The following is a 15,787-nucleotide window of genomic DNA, read 5'->3' on the forward strand; positions in this document are numbered from 1 at the left end:
TCATCAGAAGACGCCGGCCCACCGGCCACCACGCCGCTCGATCTCGCGCAGCAGCCGCCGCTCCACGATCTCCACCACCTGATCGGCGTCGAGCGCGGTCTTCGCCGCCCCCGCCACCGCTCCCGCTGCCTGCCCGACGGCCGACATCGCCCCACCGGCCGCCTCGGTGACGGCCCCACCCGCCGCCGAGGCCGCGTCCTGAACCCCCGAGAGGGCACTGCCGGCGGCCCCCCGCAGGTCTCCGGCCGCCCCTTGCAGGCCGGAGAACGCGTCGCCCGCCGCCCCTTGCAGGCCGGAGAATGCGCTTCCGATCGGGCTCGCGGTCGCTTCGATCACCGCGGCCTTGGCCGCTCGGGTGGCGACCTCGCTGACCGCGCCGAGCCCACCCCCGACCGGAAGCGAGTCCACAATCCCGGCGCCGGCGGTCACGGCCTGCTTCCCGGCCGCGAGTGCCCCGCGCTCATCGTCGTCGAGCAGGCCGGACACCCCGTCGAGCAGGAACCGCGGCCGCCGCACCGGGCTACGCGTGTGCATCAACTCGTGCGCGAGCACCGCCGAAACCGCCGGCCCGGACGGCGGCGCGGCGGGCAGGTGCACAACGGTCCCGGTGGTGGCCCCGAGCGCCCCCGCGGCCGCGAGCGCATGCCGGGTGTTGGGCCCGGTCGTATAGAGCGGCGGCCGAGCCCGCCCGGTAAGGGCGGAGGCCATCGCATGCAGCGCCCCGGGAAGGGCCCGCGGCGCTTCCAGCGGCCGCGCGGCCACGGCCGCTTCCCACCGATCCCGAGGACTTTTCCGTACGGCGTCCCCGCCACCCAGCCGGTACCCCGCCGCCGGGCCGGCCGTGAACGCCCCACTCGGGTCCGGAACACTCCCCGGCGGCGACGTGGCCGCTCCGAGCACCCGCAGCCCCGCCGCAGACTCAGGATTACTCACCTCGGGCCCCGAGTTCGGCCGCCCGACCAGCGGCGCACCAAGCCCACCGTGCCCCCCGGCGCCGCCCGCGCCACCAAACCCGCCCGCGCCACCGGCGCCGACGAGCCCGGTGGTGCCACCGGCGCCGACGAGCCCGGTCGTGCCACTCGCGCCACCAAGCCCGGCGGTGCCACCCGCGCCAACGAGCCCAGCGGTGCCACCCGCGCCAACACGCCCAACCGTGCCACCCGCGCCAACAAGCCCAGCCGCGCCACCCGCGCCGACGCCCCGGCCCACGCCGATCCCGCTCGCGGGGCGCACGGCGCCGCCGAGCAGCGCCGCGCCGAACCCCGCCCGGCCAAGCTCTCCTGCACCCGCTCCGGCATTGCCGAGCCCAGCGCCACGCAGGGCAGCGCTACTGGATCCGGCTGTCCCATGCCCAGCACCTGGCAAGCCCGCGCCGCCACGGCCGGCCGTGGAATCGGCGCCGGACCGGCCGCTGCCGGCCGCGTCGGCCGAGGCCCCCGCGCCGAGCCGGCCGAGGGCTCCCAGGCCGAACGGGGTGAGCCCGTTGAGGTCCGACCAACTGACGTTCGGCCCGCGCCCGTCCGGCCGAGGCTCGGTTCCGGTCCCCGCGAACCCGCCCAGCTCTCGCCGGCCAAACCCGCCCGGCCCGAACCCGCCCGGCCCGAACCCGTCCGGCCCGAAGCCGCCAAGGCCGCCCGGCCGAGGCTCGGTCGGGCGGCTCGTGTCGTGCGAAGAACCGGCCGGATCGTGCGCCGAGTGGTCGCCGTGCCCGCGCCCCCGATCGTGCCCCGTGGCACCGGCACGCCCACCACCGCCCGCCGGCCCGGCCGGAGCTGATCGATCTCCCTCGGACATCCCTGCACTCATGCCGCGCGCAAACCAGGTGCGCACCCGCATCTGATCCGCCAGTCCGGCCCCGACGGAGTTCCCGCCCGTCGCCGGCGACCCACCGATGCCGAGCCGCGCACCGGCCGGCCGGCCCATCGTCAGCTCGTGCCCGGGCCGCACGTCCGGGCCCTCCGGCGGGACCGCGATCAACGAACCGCGGCCGCCGAGCGCCGTCGACCCGCGGCCGGAAGACCCCAGCGGTGTCCGGGCGAGCATCCGCCCGCGTGCCCCGGCACCGGTCGTCCCCGGACCGGGCGCGTTCACCGGCTGCCCGGTCGCCCGGGCCGACCGGGGCAGTCCGCCCGGTTGCCGCCGGGCGCGCGCCGGGCGGGCGATGGAGGTCTGCCCGCCCAAGCCGGTACCGGCGGCGGACTGGCGTTCCCGGACCGTTTTGTACCAGCGCAACACCGACCACGGCGGCCGCACCCGCAGGCCGTCGGTCAGCCCGGCACCGACCGCCGGCCCGGGAACCCGGCCGGCGGACGCGGCCCCGAGGCCGCTGCCGGCCACACCGCCGCCGGCCGGCCCGGTGGAACCGGTCAGCCCCGGTCGCAGGGACCGGGGCAGCAGGCGGGCCAGGAAGCGGGCGGCGCGGCGGAGGGGCCGGGGGCCGTCACTACGGCGTGGTGACGGTGAAGCCACTGTGGCACACCTCCAGCTCCTCGATGGCCAGGTCGCGGGAGGACGCGGCCAGGCGTGGGCCGGTCCACTTGATCGGCTTGACGCCGGTCAGCGACCACGTGCGGTAGGGCTTGCCGGTCTGGTAGAGCACGCTGATCGAGCCGGTGGTCGGGACGACCTTGTTCTGCTTGCCGGTCAGGCCGGCCCCGGAGAAGCCGGCCAGCCAGGTGAAGAGCGCGTCGGAGTTGGTCAGGCCGCGCTTGAACACGATGTTCGGCCAGCGCATCCGGCCGAGCAGCTTGTGCGTGTACGCGTTCTGACCGCCCTCCGGCAGTTCCTCCACGTCGATGGACACGGCCAGGCCGGTCACCTCGGTGAACTGGCCGATCTCCAGGTCACCGATCTTGAAGCGGAACTTGCCGACGAAGGGCGGTCGGAGGTTTCTCTCGTCAGCCACCTGCCACTCCTTGCCATGCGCGTTCGTTCAGGCCGCCCACCTCCCGCAGGAGGCGGATCCGGTCGCCGTGTTCCAGGTCGAGCAGCCGATCGAGGTCCCAGTGCAGGTGATAGGCCAGGAAGGCGATCTCCTGCCAGAGCTCCTCGTGCGCGTAGTGCCCTAACCCACCCCCACTGACGTCGGCGGGAAAGGGGTGCCGGGCTCCAGCGCCTCGAGGATGCTCGGATCCTGGAAGTTGACGATCCGGTACAGGTCTTGCAAATACGAGAAGTCGGAGACGAACAGGGATTCGATCGTCTTGGTGGTGACCCGCGCGACGCTGCCGAGCTGGATCACCACCCGGGCGAGCACGATCACCGTCGCGTACGCCTCGTTCTCCTTCACGCGGCCGTCGCGCAGCGGCTCGATCTCGTCGCGAGCGCAGGCCAGCCGCATGACGCCGGTCTTGTGCAGCGTGCCGTCGTCGTCGACGTAGCCCTTCGGCAGCGTGAAGGGGAATTCGGTCTGCAACCCGCTCATGCCAACTCCTCGCTTCGCTCCGAGCTGCCAAGAGCAAATTCCGCACTGAGCTTGCCGATTCGCTCGCTACGCTCGCTCATGCCCGGTGAAGCCCTTCGTGCGTGATGGTCACCTTCTCGGTGGCGACCTCATTGCTGCCCGCGTCGAGTTCGGCGCCGGTCCACTTGGAGACCCAGCCCCTCTCGAAGTTCCAGCGGGCGACCTCTTTCTTCACCGAGTCCTTGATGACGATCGAGCCGTCCCGGCGGGCCGCGTCGACGTCGCCGTCCTCGACCTGCTTGCGCCATTCCCACAGCGCTTTCGACTCGTCGATCCGGCGCTCCAGGGTGATGTCGCTCCACTTCATCGCCCCGGGGACCTTCCGGATGATCATCTTTCCGTCCTTGGTGGCTTCCTTGTACTCGATCGTTTCGGTCTCCGACTCGACACCCGAGCACTTGCGGAAGCTCGCCATCTCCACTCCGCCGATCTCCAGCACGAAGTTGAAGGTGGTTGACAAATCAGGCATGGGAGCCCTCCCCTTTCAGGCTTGATTACTCGGATGCGGCTCCGCCGCCCTGCCACTGGCTGATCCGGAAGATCACGAACTCGGCCGGCTTCACCGGGGCGATGCCGACCTCGACGATGAGCTTGCCCTCGTCGACCGAGGAGGCCGGGTTGTTGCTCTCGTCGCACACCACGTAGAAGGCCTGCTCGGGGGTGGCGCCGACGAGCGCACCCTGCTGCCAGAGCCCGCGCAGGAACGAGGTGATGTTGCGCTTGACCCGCTGCCAGAGGTCGAAGTCGTTCGGCTCGAACACCGCCCACTGGGTGCCGCGCTGGATCGACTCCTCGATGAAGTTGAACAGTCGGCGCACGTTGATGTAGCGCCACGACGGGTCGGTCTTGGCCAGCGTGCGGGCACCCCAGATCTTGGTGCCGTAGCTGCCGAACGACCGGATGCAGTTGACCCCGTCGGGGTTCAGCAGGTCCTGCTCGCCGGCGGTCACGTCGTTCTGCAGGCGGACGATGCCGCGCAGCGCCTCGTTGGCCGGCGCCTTCCACACCCCGCGGGTGGCGTCGGTGCGGGCCCAGACACCGGCGACGTGCCCGGCGGTGGGGACGGTCAGGTAGAGCTCGCCGTTGGTGGCACCGGGCCGGGCCAGCGGGTTGGGCACCACCACGTTCGGGTAGTACAGCGCGGCGAACGCCGAGTCGCGGGCCAGACGGGACCGCCACTCGAGGGCGCGGGTCGCGTTGAGACCGGGCGGCGTGTCGAGGATGGCCATCTTGTTGTGGCTGGCCTCGCAGAAGTCGATCAGCTGCTTCTGCGCCCCGAGGAACATCTCCTCGTCGATCGAGCCGTCGTCCTTGGTGGCCACCGTGATGAGGTCGGGGATGGCGACCATGGTGACGTTCTCGGCGATGGCCAGGCCCTGGTAACCGGTGCGGTCGCTCTCGTTGCCGACCAGGTCGGCGGGGGTCACCGACTTGGTGGAGACCGGCGGCGCCTGCAGCGTGTAACGGCCGGCGGCCGGGGTGCGCTCGGCCAGCGACGCGCCCTGCAGCGGCTGCACCTCGATGCGGACGAACTTGGAGCGGTCGTTGACCGTCTTCTCCACGGTGCGCGCGCTGCGGCCGCTGAACTGCAGGCCGCTGAGCTCCTCGCGGAGTGCGCCCTCCTCGTACACCCGCAGGGTGTACTCGCCGCCGCTGTTGCCGCCGCTGTTGCCGCCGCTGTTGCCGCCGCTGTTGCCGCCGCTGTTGCCGCCGCCGTCGCCCTCACCCTCGGCGGGCGGTGCGGCGGCCGGCGGCGGGACGACCTCGACCTCGAGGTTGGCGCCGGGCTGCACGGCGGACAGATGAAGACTCGGCGTGCCCGGGTTGTCGGCGCTGGGCAGCGTCAGCGTCGGCTTGCCGCGGCCGGCGGTGTTGCCCTCCTCGTCCGTGGTGGGGATGCGGCAGATGTAGGCCTTGCTGCCGCCGTTCTCGAAGAAGCCGCGGACGGCGTGCGGCAGCATCGCGCCGCGCACGAAACCGCCGTACACCCTTTCGTACTGCGGCCAGCTCGTCACCAGCTGGGGTTTCACCCCGTCCGGGTCGGTCGGATCACCGTTCTCGATGTCGTAGCGCTCGGTGAAGCCGACGAATGCGGCAACCGCGGTGCCCACCCCTTCGATCGGAATGGACCCGCTCGGTTGCTCTTCGATGTAGACGCCCGGTGCTCCGTACGACGCGGCCATGAAGTCTTCCCCCTGTCAGGCCTGCACCGCGCTGGTCAGCAGCGCGGGGTCAAGGTCGGATTCGTAGAACTCCCCGTAGTGCAGCGGCGGGAACACGCGCATCATCGGATGCCGCGACGAGCAGGCCACAACCTTCACCCGCGGGAACCGATGCACGATGACGTGCACGAGCGCGCCGGTGGTGACCTTGTCGAGGTCCAGCACGATCACGTCGGGCAACGCCTCCAGCAACCGGTCGAGCACGTCGTCGCCGTCGGTGTCGACCAGCTCGATGCCGTCGACCCGCAGGATCTGCTCGAGGCCCAGGCGGTGCAGGGCCTCGAAGTCCCCCATGAGGACCCGCGTCATCGCCTCACCTCCACGGTCTCCGCCGAAGAGAGCGTCTCTCGCGTCTGCCCGCGGGCATAAGGTGCGGCGGTGCAGCCATTGGTGCACCGATGCTTCCGGGGGCTTGCCGACGGCGACGGCCGCGACCGATGCTGAGGGCCGGAGGTGGCCGGTGAAACTGTCCGCTCGGCAGGAGCCGACCGTCGACGAGCACCAGTCGCGCTCGTCCCCTGCGGTTGTCGAGCCCGTCGCCCGTACGCAAAAAGGGGTTGGGAATTCGGCGCTTCAGCGCCTGGCGACCAGCCCGGCGCCGCGGCACCCGGCCGCGTTCAACGCCTTCGCCGGCGGGGGTAACCAGGCGCTGTCGCGCCTGGCGCAACCCAAACTGTCGGTGAGCAAGCCCGGCGACCCCTATGAGCGGCAGGCCGACGCCGTGTCCGAGGCGATCAGCGAGGGCGGCGGCCCGATGCCGGCGATCTCCCGGCTGGTCACCCCGGCGGCCGCGGCGGGCGAGCCGCCGGAGGGCCCGAACACCCCACCCGGCCTGGAAAAACTCATCACCGCGCCGGGCGGCGGCCGGCCGATCCCGGCGGACGTCCGCGCGAAGATCGAGGAGCACCTCGGCTTCCCGCTCGGCGGGGTCCTCGTCCACGACGATCCGAAAGCGCAGGCCGCAGCCGCGCAGCTGGGTGCGCGGGCGTTCACCACCGGGCAGCACATCTTCCTCGGCGCCGGCGAGTCACCCGGTGACCTGGCGCTGATGGCGCACGAGGCCACCCACGTGGTGCAGCAGACGTCGGTCGGCGTCTACCGCACGCCGGTGCAGCGGGACGCCTCCGACTACCTGATGGGGCCGATCGTCAGCCTGGTCAAGAGCGTGCCGGGCTACGACATGCTGACCGTGGTGGCCGGTTACGACCCGATCGCCAACCGCAACGTCGACCGCAGCCCGGAAAACCTGACCCGGGGCGTGCTGGGGCTGGTGCCGTTCGGCAACGTGGTCGCCGGCAAGCTGATCGAGCTGGGCGTGGTGCAGGGTGCCTACAAGATGCTCGACGAAGGGCTCAAGGCGCACAACCTGACGCTGGCCCGCATCCAGGGCGAGATCGACCAGGCATGGAAGGAGATCGACCTCACCGACCCGGACGGCGCGCTGACCATCGTGCGACGGCACGTCAGCGGCCTGTATTCGGACGCGCTCGGGTTCGTGAAGGGCATCTACGACGCGATCGTGCAGATGATCCGCGACGCGGCGGTCGGTCTCGCGGAGAAATACCTGGTCGGCACGCCGACCTGGGACCTGGCCAAGAAAGTGCTCCATCAAGACCCACTGCGGGGTACGCCGGTCGAGGCCACCACGGTCGAGATCCTGGAAGACTTCCTGAAGCTGATCGGCAAGCAGGACGCGCTCGCCCAGATGAAGGAGCGCGGCACCCTCCAGAAGACGGCCGACTGGCTGGACGGCCGGATCGCGCAGTTCCTCGGCATCCTCGGCGAGTTGAGCGCGCTGTTCAAGGCCGGCTGGGAAGCCATTCAGCCGGAGAACATCGCCAACCTCGGCGACAACCTGTCCAAACTGGCCGACCAGGCCAAGAGCCTGATCACCAAGATCGGCGCGTTCGCCAAGGACGTACTGACCGAGGTCGTGAAGATCATCAAGGACGCGCTGCTGGAGTGGCTGAGCACCGAGGCCACCAAGATGCGCGGGTTCCGGCTGATGACGGTCATCCTCGGGCAGGACCCGTTCACCGGCAAGGCGGTGCCCCGGACGGCGGAAAACCTGATCGGCGGGTTCGTCGCGCTGCTGCCGGGCGGCGAGGCGACGTACAAGAAACTCGCCGAGGCCGGCGTGATCGCCGAGGCCGGGGCACAGATCGAGGGCGCCATGGCGCGCCTCGGCATCTCCACCGAGATGATCGTCGGCACCTTCCGCGGCATCTGGGACGCGCTGACCCTGGAAGACCTGGTCAACCCCGTCGGCGCATTCATGAAGATCCTCGACAAGTTCGGCGAGCCGCTGGGCCGGATCGTCGAGTTCGCCGGCGAGGTCCTCAAGGTCGTCATCACCCTGATCCTGCGGCTGATGAACTTCCCGCCCGGCATCCTGGACAGCATCATCTCGAACGCGATGGCCGCCATCGAGGACATCAAGCGCGACCCGGTCGCCTTCCTGATGAACATGCTGGAGGCCCTCAAGCAGGGGTTCATCGGGTTCATCGAGCGCGCGGTCGGCTATCTGCTGAACGGGCTGGCCGACTGGCTGTTCCGCGGGCTCGGCGCGATCGGCATCCAGAAACCGCCCGACCTGTCGTTCGGCTCGATCCTCACCATGGTGCTGCAGGTCCTCGACATCACCACCGAGAAACTGTGGAAGAAACTGGGCGACCACATCGGCGCCGACACCGTCGACAAACTCCGCAAGGGCCTGGCCATGGCCGAGGGCGCCTACGACTTCATCAAAGATGTCGAGGAGGGCGGCGTCGCGGCGATCTGGAAACACATCGAGGGCCAGCTCGGCAACCTGTGGGACACCCTGCTCGGGATGGTCAAGGACTGGATCGTCGGCGAGATCGTCTCGAAGGCCACCACCAAGCTGCTGTCCATGCTCGACCCGACCGGCATCATGGCCGTGGTCAACAGCGGCATCGCGTTCTTCAAGGCCGTCCAGTCGGTGATCGAGTACGTCCGCGAGATCCTGATGATCGTCAACGACTACGTGACCACGCTCGCCGCGGTCGCCGCCGGCAACGTGGCAGCCGGCGCGCAGAAGGTGGAGAAGGGCCTGGCCTCGGCCGTTCCGGTGGCGATCGGCTTCCTCGCCAACCAGGTGGGTCTGGGCAACGTGCCGGAGGAACTGGTCAAGCTGATCGGCGAGCTGCGGGTGCTGGTCGACAAGGCCATCGACTGGCTGATGGCCAAGGCGATCGCGCTGGGCAAGTCGGCCCTCAAGGCGCTGGGTCTCGGCGGGGCCGACGAGCCCAAGAAGGACGACGACCCCAACGACATGCGCGTGGTCGCCGGGCAGAAGGCGGCCGCCGCGCTGTCCGGCCTCGACGACGAGGCGAAGATGGAGGCCGCGGTCGCCGCGATCCGGGCCGAGCTGGCCCCGCAGGGCCTGTCCTTCCTCGAGTTCGCCCCGCCCGACGAGGAGGGCGTCTCCTACCTGATGGCGGCGGCCAGCGAGAAGAAGAAGGTCGGCAAGAAGAGCGGACCGGCCGGGCCGAAGATCAAGAGCGCGTCCTGCCGACTGACCGCCACCCTCTACTTCGAGACGGCCGAGGACGCCAAGGCGTTCGTCGGCGACAAGAAGTTCTACGACGACAATCTGCCGAAGGGCGCGAAGGGCAACGACGCCGACGACGAGGTCGGCCGGCAGAAGACCGCGCTGGTCGGCGAGCCACCGTCCAACTGGTTGCCCGGCCGGGGCAAGATGGGCGGCGGCGGCCGCGGGGTGGTGCAGATCAAACCACCGACCGACCCGGCCGACCCCGAGCTGGCGAAGCAGGTGAAGCACGCCAGCTGGAACACCGGCACCCCGGTGCCCGAGACCAACGACAGCCACGCCGAGCGCAGCTTCCTCGACTGGTTCGAGAAGCAGAACGCGCCCGGGCTGAAGAAGGTCGAGCTGAAGCTCAACATCAGCCCGTGCAGCATCTGCGCCGCCACCCTCGCCACCCTGGCCGGCGAGTTCGAGCGCACCATCCACTGGGACAACCCGTACTACCGCACCGACAAGGAGACCGGGCAGCTGTACGCCAACTGCACGACGCTCGAGGACGTCGCGAAGCTGGCCGCGTGGAAGGTCTCCCAGGGGACCGCTGTCACGCTGTCCGACGCCGAGAAGGAGAAGCAGCGCAAGGGCGCGCTCTACCACTACGACCAGATGCAGGTGACCGGCGGCAAGGCCTAGCGGCCGGTGGCGCGGACGGTGATCGCCTCGGTGGGCGGGCCGGCTACGGCGCGCAGGGCCGCGTCGACGGTGACCGTGACGACCAGGTCGAGGCCCGGTTTCAGCTGGCCGCCCAGGGCCGACCAGAAGTCCGAGTTCTCGCTGCCGTCGCCGCTGCGCAGCCGCATCGTGGGTAGCGGGCGGATCTCCGAGAACGCGCCGCGCAGGTGCTCGGTGTCGATCACCGGGTGCAGCAGCAGCGCGGACAGCACGTCGCCGAGCAGGGAGTGCTCGTCGCGGACCTCGCTGGTCCAGGCGGTCACCAGGTAGCGGCAGTCCACCCGGGGCAGCGGGTCGCGGCGGTACCGGCGGCCGTCCTCCTCCTCGACGATCACCTCGCCGTAGTCACGTTCGGCCAGGTTGGGGCGTACGTCCCAGAGGTAGAGGTCGACCGTGGGCCGGGAGGACAGGGCGGCCGACCACTCGCCGTCCGGCGCGTCGAACGCCACGTCGACGTCGCGGGCCGGCAGCGGCACCACCTCGCGCAGGAACGCCTCCAGCGTCTCATCCAGCAGGTGCAGCATCGGCGTTCCTGTTCACTAGGTCGAAGTAGATGTCGAACTCCTTCTCGGTGCGCAGCCGGCCCATCTTCTGGAACTCGCGCTTCACCGACAGGACGGCGTGCCGCATGGTGATCGGGCTGTCCTCGGCGGCGGCCAGGAACGCGGCGCCGAGGGCGGCGTTGCTGATCACCCCACCGGTGATCTTGAACTGGCGGGCCAGGAAGTCGATGTCCAGGTCGGAGACCGGTGCGCTGGACGGGAAGGTCCGCGCCCAGATCTGCCGCCGCTCGGGCTCCTCGGGCGGGACGAAGTCGATCGCCACCGAGATGCGGCGCAGGAACGCCGGGTCGATGTTGCGCTGCAGGTTGGTGGCGAGCACGACCATGCCGTCGTAGGTCTCCAGGCGCTGCAACAGGTAGGCGACCTCGATGTTCGCGTACCGGTCGTGGGCGTCGCTGACCTCGGACCGCTTGCCGAACAGCGCGTCCGCCTCGTCGAAGAACAGCACCAGGTCGCCGGCGGCGGCCGCGCCGAAGATGCGTTCCAGGTTCTTCTCGGTCTCGCCGATGTACTTGCTGACCACCGACGAGAGATCCACCTTGTAGAGGTCGAGGCCGAGCTCGCCGGCCACCACCTCGGCGGCGAGCGTCTTGCCGGTGCCGGACGGGCCGGCGAACAGCGCCACCACGCCGGTCGAGGGGGCCGGGCTGAACTGCCAGCGGCCGTAGACCGTGTCCCGCCCGCGGTGACGTTGCGCGAGCTCGCGCAGCTGGGTGGCCTCCTCCGGGGGAAGGATCAGGTCGTCCCAGACGCGGCGGGGACGGATGCGGACGGCTACGCCGTCGAGATGACCGCCGGCCAGCCGGCGAACCGCGGGTGCGACCTGGCCACCGTCCGCGGAGGCGGCTCCGGCTACGAGACGCAACTGCTCACGACTCAGGCGGTACGCCGGGTCGGGCGCCCGGCCGAGAAGGTGCTGCCAGTCCTCGTCGTCGGCCACGCCGTCCTGGACGTGCCGCTCCCGCCAGCGCAGGCCGGGGATGGCCTCCAGCGGCTGCTCCCCCGGCGAGGAGAGCGCCCAGCCGAGGTGGCGGGCGCGTTCGATCGCGTCCCGCCCGGCCGCCGGGAGCGGCTCGGCGAGATCGAGCACGACGGTCAGGGCGCCGATCGTCGCCTCCCGGACCACCGCCTGCCATTCGGCCTCGTTCGACGGCGGATCGGTGACCAGCAGATCGTCGTCGCCGATCGTCCGCAGCCGGCTCTCCCGGTCGCCGCCGTGCACGAGCAGGAGCCCATCGCCGCCTTTCCGCCCGGGGACGGCGGCACGGCGGATGGCGGCGCCGGCCGGCAGGCCCGGGTCGGGGGTGTCGTCGCCGGTCAGGTGCCAGATCAGGCGGGTCGCCGGCTCGGCGACGAGCGACGCCCACGGCCCGTCGCCGGTGAGGCGGGCCAGCGCGGTGCGCACCAGTCCCCCACCGGGTGACAGGACCCGGGCGGCTGGGTGATCCTCCTCGGGGAAGATTCGCTCGATCGTGGCCAGCGTCAGCCGGGGCAGCTGAACCGAGTCCTGGATGTACGCGACCAGGCGCTGGCGGGCCGGTGAGGTCTCCACCGCCACCAGCAGGGCGAGCACCTCCGCCTCGGCCGGGGACAGGCCGGCCGCGGCGACGAGCCGGCCGAGCGGCCCCTCGCCGGGGGCCGTGGCCAGCGCCTCGCGCGCCGCGACGATCGGAGCGGCCGCGCCGGCCCGGATCGCCGCCACCCGCTCCGGCCCGGGCCCGTTGAGCCCGGGCAGCGTGGCGAGCAGGCGGTCCACTTCGTCGTTGTCGACATACAGCCCCGCGAAGTCGCGCGGTGGCCGGCCCTCGCCGAGCCGGCAGATCAGCGCCTCGCGCTGCAGCAACGCGTCGGCCAGGGTGATCCAGGCAGTCACCGGCTCAGATCACGCCCTCCCGGGTGGCCACCGCGACGGCCTGGGCCCGGGTGCGGCAGTTGAGCTTGGTCAGCACGTCGTGCACCACGTTTTTCACGGTGCGCTCGGAGAAGCACAGATCTTCCGCGATGCCGCGGGTGTCCATGCCATCGGCGAGCAACCGCAGCACCGACCGCTCGCGGGTGTTGAGCCCGCCCGGGCCGAGGTGCGAGGTCTGGGTGACGTGCAGCAGCAGCCGGGCGAGCATGTCGCCGGGCAGTGCCACGTTGCCGGCGACGACCGAGCGCAGGCTGGTGATCAGGTTGTCGGCGGTGAGCGTGCGGTGCGGCAGGATCGCGGAGACGCCGGCGTCGACCATCTCGCGGATGCTCTGCTCGGTGGTTTCGCGGACGGTGGCGACCAGGCGGGTGCCCCGGCCCTCGGCCAGGCGCACGGCCCGGCGCAGGGTGGAGCCGGCGTACTCGAAGACCAGCACGTCGAGATCGGCGAGAACCGGTTCGGGGGACAGGACCGAGCTCTCGCCGCGCACGACGAAGTCGGCCTGCTGCAGGCAGGCCGCCATCCCGCGGCGCACGATGGCGTGACTGTCATCGATCCAGACAGTCGGCGGCCGATTTGAGATCATGCGTTCCCCCTGGTCAGCGCCCTAGATACGGGCGACCGCCCAGTCATGATGGCCCGGCCGAGTCGATCAGAACAATAGCTCTTTCGGCTCTGTCGTTGATCCAACTCTCTTGCCCCTTTCGCTGCCCTTTCGTGCAAGCCGGTCGACCCGTATACAGAGTGGATTACGCTGTCTACCCTCGGGACCATGCCGAGGTACTCCGCCGAACAGATCTACGGTTTCGCCCGACGGGCGGGCTTCTCGCCGGACGAGTCGGCCACGATGACCGCGATCGCGTTGGCCGAGTCGGGCGGCAACAGCAAGGCGCACAACCCGCACGGCGAGGACAGCCGCGGGCTGTGGCAGATCAACGGGAAGGCCCACCCGAGCTTCCTGACGAAGTACAACCTGTACGACCCGGTCGACAACGCCAAGGCCGCCTTCGAGATCTCGCACTCGGGCAACGACGTTTCTCCCTGGACGACCACGCACGGCGGCCTCAGCTCGCGTTATGTGCGGTTCAAAGAGGACGCTCAGTCGGCCGCGATCGCCTACGGCGACGGGCCCGGCCGGGGCATGTGGACCGGCACCCGCGGCTACGGCGACCACAAGGGCGCCTCGGCCGGCGACGACGACCCGGGCGCCGCGATCCACGACGTCGCGGGCACCCCGATGACCCTCGCCTCGACCCAGACCGCCGCGGCCGGCGCCGACAACGCCGCGCTCGACACGTTTCTCAAGGTCGCCAAGGCGCAAATCGGGGACCGCTATGTGTTCGGCGCGGAAGTGAAGCTCTCCGATCCGAATCCGGCGGTTTTCGACTGTTCTGAATTCACCCAATGGGCGGCATTCCAGGCCGGTGCGAAAATCCCCGACGGCGCCACTGCGCAATATCTGCACTTCAAGGAAAAAGGTCAGCTGATCGACCCGGACAAGGCGAAGGACATTCCGGGCGCCCTGCTTTTCTCCTTCGACCGCGAGCCGCGCCCCGGCGACGGCCGCACCCCCGGCGCGCACGTGGCGATCAGCCTCGGCAACGGCAAGGTCGTCGAGGCGGCCAACCCGCGGGTCGGCGTCCGCGAGTCCACCGCCGGCAACCGCTTCGAGTTCGCGGCGGTCATCCCGGGCATCTCCGACGGCAGCGCCACCCCGATCGCCAACCCGGTGACCGATCCGCTGTCCACGCTGATGGCGCAAACCGCCGCCCCCGCGGTGCTCCCCGAACCGGAACCGGTCGCGCTCGGCGGCGCCGACACCGACCGGGACGGCCTGTCCGACCTGCTCGAACGGCGCTACGGCCTCGACCCGATGAGGGCCGACACCGACGGTGACAACCTCACCGACGCCCAGGAGATGGTTACCTACGGCACCGACGGGCGGAAGGCGGACACCGACGGCGACGGGCTCAACGACGCGTTCGAGCTGGCCCAGGGCCTCGACCCGCGCTCGCCCGACTCCGACGCCGACGGGCACATGGACGGCGCGCTCACCCCGCTCCAGCAGACCGACACCGACTCCGACGGCCTCGACGACTCACTGGAGAAGGTGCTCGGTTTCAACGCCCAGCTGGCCGACACCGACTCGGACGGCTTCAGCGACGCGCTCGAATATCATTCGCACTCGAACCCGCTGGACGCGCACGACAACCCGCTGCTGCACAGCCAGCTGGCCGAGCAGCCCGGGACGAACGGGTCGACCCAGATACCGGGTGGTCAGCTTACCGACGCCACCGATCTTCCATGACCGGGTTGATGCGACCATCGTGGACGTGGAACTGACCCTGCCGGACGAGCCCGTGTCGCTCGCCCCCGGCGTGCCGACCCGGGTGCCGGTGCAGCTGCGCAATCCGTACGCTCAGCCGCTGGACCTGCGCGTCTACTTGGCCCGCGGGCGAGCCGCCGGGTGGGCCACGGTGGACCCGCCCGGCGTGCACCTCGGGCCGGGCGAGACCGCCGAGGTGTCGGTCATCATGCAGACCCCGCCCGAGCAGCCGCCCAGCTCGTCGCTCGTGCCGTTCACCGTGCACGCCGAGGAGGCCGGCACCGGCGAGCCGGCCGGCTTCGCCACCGCCCTGCTCAAGGTCGCGCTCCCGGTCCCGGTGACCGGCACGCTGGTGGCCAAGGACGGACCGAGCCATGAGTACGATCTGCGCCTGGCCAACGACACCCGGGTGCAGGCGCCGCTGCGGATCACCGCCGAGCTCGACCCGCCGTCCGGCTCGGTCACCGTCGAACCGAACGCGGTGCTTCTCGAACCGGGCCGCGCCGCCGTCGTCGCGGTAAACGCGAAGCCCAGGCGACCGTTCAGCGGATCGCCGCGGTCCTTCGCCGTCGTGGTCAAGGTTTCCGACGCGTACGACGCGGAACGCGCGCCCTACCTGACCCAGGTCGCCACCGGCACCCGCAAGTCCCGAGTGCCGACCACGGTGCTGTTCGTGACCGCGATCGTGCTGGCCGTCGGCGCCAGCGCGGCGATCCTGCTCACCGGCGACCACAATTTCCTGCCGTTCGGCAAGAAGAAGAGCCAGGCGACCGCCACCACCGCCCCGGCCAAGGTCACCGTCGGCACGCCGTACGCGATGGTCGATGTCTTTCCGCACAACGGCAAGGACGGCGGCAAGGGCGCCGCCGACGCCGCACTCACCAAACTTCAGGCCGCCGGCATGCCGGTCCGCCTCGTCGACAGCCTCGCCTCGGACACCCTCGACGACGGGCCCGACGGCCTCTGGGTACTGCTGCAGGACGGTTTCGGGTCGGCGCAGGCGGCCGAGAACTACTGCGCGCAGTGGCGCACGGTCGCGCCGAAATGCAAGGTCACGCCGTAGG

The 15,787-nt window shown here is 70.8% G+C and carries 13 protein-coding genes and 1 pseudogene; 4 read left to right on the plus strand and 10 right to left on the minus strand.

The genetic code is table 11. The features are described 5' to 3' along the window. Nucleotides 1–3: 3 nt before the first annotated feature. Complete coding sequence (locus tag Ato02nite_RS28530; RefSeq protein ID WP_213009731.1) at nt 4–762, minus strand: eCIS core domain-containing protein; 759 nt, start codon at nt 760–762, stop codon at nt 4–6. A gap of 219 nt (nt 763–981) precedes the next feature. Between Ato02nite_RS28530 and Ato02nite_RS28535 the strand changes: the two genes are divergently transcribed. Then, a complete protein-coding gene (locus Ato02nite_RS28535; protein ID WP_213009732.1) occupies nt 982–1,776 on the plus strand; it encodes a hypothetical protein in 795 nt (264 codons plus the stop codon). 667 nt (nt 1,777–2,443) lie between these two features. On the opposite strand, the gene Ato02nite_RS28540 is transcribed toward Ato02nite_RS28535, so the two are convergent. From Ato02nite_RS28540 to Ato02nite_RS28560, 6 genes and pseudogenes are all read right to left on the minus strand, one after another. Then, a complete protein-coding gene (locus Ato02nite_RS28540; protein WP_213009733.1) occupies nt 2,444–2,905 on the minus strand; it encodes a phage tail protein in 462 nt (153 codons plus the stop codon). After that, nucleotides 2,898–3,047 (minus strand): annotated as a pseudogene (locus Ato02nite_RS53090) (DUF6760 family protein); the annotation flags it as partial. The pseudogene Ato02nite_RS53090 and the gene Ato02nite_RS28540, both read right to left, overlap by 8 nt. Nucleotides 3,048–3,064: 17 nt before the next feature. After that, the gene (locus Ato02nite_RS28545) at nt 3,065–3,424 is read right to left on the minus strand and encodes a hypothetical protein (protein ID WP_246607493.1); all 360 of its coding nucleotides are present in this window, start codon (nt 3,422–3,424) and stop codon (nt 3,065–3,067) included. Between the two features lie 76 nt (nt 3,425–3,500). Continuing rightward, nucleotides 3,501–3,932 carry a phage tail protein gene (locus Ato02nite_RS28550; protein WP_213009734.1) on the minus strand — a complete coding sequence of 144 codons (432 nt, stop codon included), beginning with the start codon at nt 3,930–3,932 and terminating at the stop codon, nt 3,501–3,503. Nucleotides 3,933–3,957: 25 nt separating this feature from the next. Then, nucleotides 3,958–5,646 carry a phage tail sheath family protein gene (locus Ato02nite_RS28555; protein WP_213009735.1) on the minus strand — a complete coding sequence of 563 codons (1,689 nt, stop codon included), beginning with the start codon at nt 5,644–5,646 and terminating at the stop codon, nt 3,958–3,960. Between the two features lie 15 nt (nt 5,647–5,661). Beyond that, the gene (locus Ato02nite_RS28560; protein WP_213009736.1) at nt 5,662–5,994 is read right to left on the minus strand and encodes a response regulator; all 333 of its coding nucleotides are present in this window, start codon (nt 5,992–5,994) and stop codon (nt 5,662–5,664) included. Nucleotides 5,995–6,145: 151 nt separating this feature from the next. On the opposite strand from Ato02nite_RS28560, the gene Ato02nite_RS28565 reads away from it, so the two are divergent. Continuing rightward, nucleotides 6,146–9,883: an eCIS core domain-containing protein gene (locus tag Ato02nite_RS28565; RefSeq protein ID WP_213009737.1), complete on the plus strand. Its 3,738-nt coding sequence runs from the start codon at nt 6,146–6,148 to the stop codon at nt 9,881–9,883. Here Ato02nite_RS28565 and Ato02nite_RS28570 read toward each other — a convergent pair. From Ato02nite_RS28570 to Ato02nite_RS28580, 3 genes are read right to left on the minus strand one after another with little or no spacing between them, the layout of a single operon-like run. After that, complete coding sequence (locus tag Ato02nite_RS28570; protein WP_213009738.1) at nt 9,880–10,446, minus strand: Pvc16 family protein; 567 nt, start codon at nt 10,444–10,446, stop codon at nt 9,880–9,882. The genes Ato02nite_RS28565 and Ato02nite_RS28570 overlap by 4 nt on opposite strands. Then, complete coding sequence (locus tag Ato02nite_RS28575) at nt 10,427–12,358, minus strand: ATP-binding protein (protein WP_213009739.1); 1,932 nt, start codon at nt 12,356–12,358, stop codon at nt 10,427–10,429. Before Ato02nite_RS28575 ends, Ato02nite_RS28570 begins: the two co-directional genes overlap by 20 nt. A 4-nt stretch (nt 12,359–12,362) precedes the next feature. After that, a complete protein-coding gene (locus Ato02nite_RS28580; protein ID WP_213009740.1) occupies nt 12,363–12,983 on the minus strand; it encodes a response regulator transcription factor in 621 nt (206 codons plus the stop codon). A gap of 186 nt (nt 12,984–13,169) precedes the next feature. On the opposite strand from Ato02nite_RS28580, the gene Ato02nite_RS28585 reads away from it, so the two are divergent. Together Ato02nite_RS28585 and Ato02nite_RS28590 are read left to right on the plus strand one after the other, a co-directional pair. After that, nucleotides 13,170–14,705, plus strand: coding sequence for a transglycosylase SLT domain-containing protein (locus tag Ato02nite_RS28585; RefSeq protein WP_213009741.1), 1,536 nt, complete (start codon nt 13,170–13,172; stop codon nt 14,703–14,705). 25 nt (nt 14,706–14,730) lie between these two features. Beyond that, a complete protein-coding gene (locus Ato02nite_RS28590; protein ID WP_213009742.1) occupies nt 14,731–15,786 on the plus strand; it encodes a COG1470 family protein in 1,056 nt (351 codons plus the stop codon). Nucleotide 15,787 lies beyond the last annotated feature (1 nt).

Origin of the sequence: Paractinoplanes toevensis, assembly GCF_018332695.1 — a bacterium.
Taxonomy (GTDB): Bacteria; Actinomycetota; Actinomycetes; order Mycobacteriales; family Micromonosporaceae; genus Actinoplanes; species Actinoplanes toevensis.

Coding starts and splice junctions, on each gene's coding strand:
- Ato02nite_RS28545 (WP_246607493.1), bottom strand. CDS start 3,424: ATGAGCGGGTTGCAGACCGAATTCCCCTTCACGCTGCCGAAGGGCTAC.
- Ato02nite_RS28550 (WP_213009734.1), bottom strand. CDS start 3,932: ATGCCTGATTTGTCAACCACCTTCAACTTCGTGCTGGAGATCGGCGGA.
- Ato02nite_RS28555 (WP_213009735.1), bottom strand. CDS start 5,646: ATGGCCGCGTCGTACGGAGCACCGGGCGTCTACATCGAAGAGCAACCG.
- Ato02nite_RS28560 (WP_213009736.1), bottom strand. CDS start 5,994: ATGACGCGGGTCCTCATGGGGGACTTCGAGGCCCTGCACCGCCTGGGC.
- Ato02nite_RS28570 (WP_213009738.1), bottom strand. CDS start 10,446: ATGCTGCACCTGCTGGATGAGACGCTGGAGGCGTTCCTGCGCGAGGTG.
- Ato02nite_RS28580 (WP_213009740.1), bottom strand. CDS start 12,983: ATGATCTCAAATCGGCCGCCGACTGTCTGGATCGATGACAGTCACGCC.
- Ato02nite_RS28585 (WP_213009741.1), top strand. CDS start 13,170: ATGCCGAGGTACTCCGCCGAACAGATCTACGGTTTCGCCCGACGGGCG.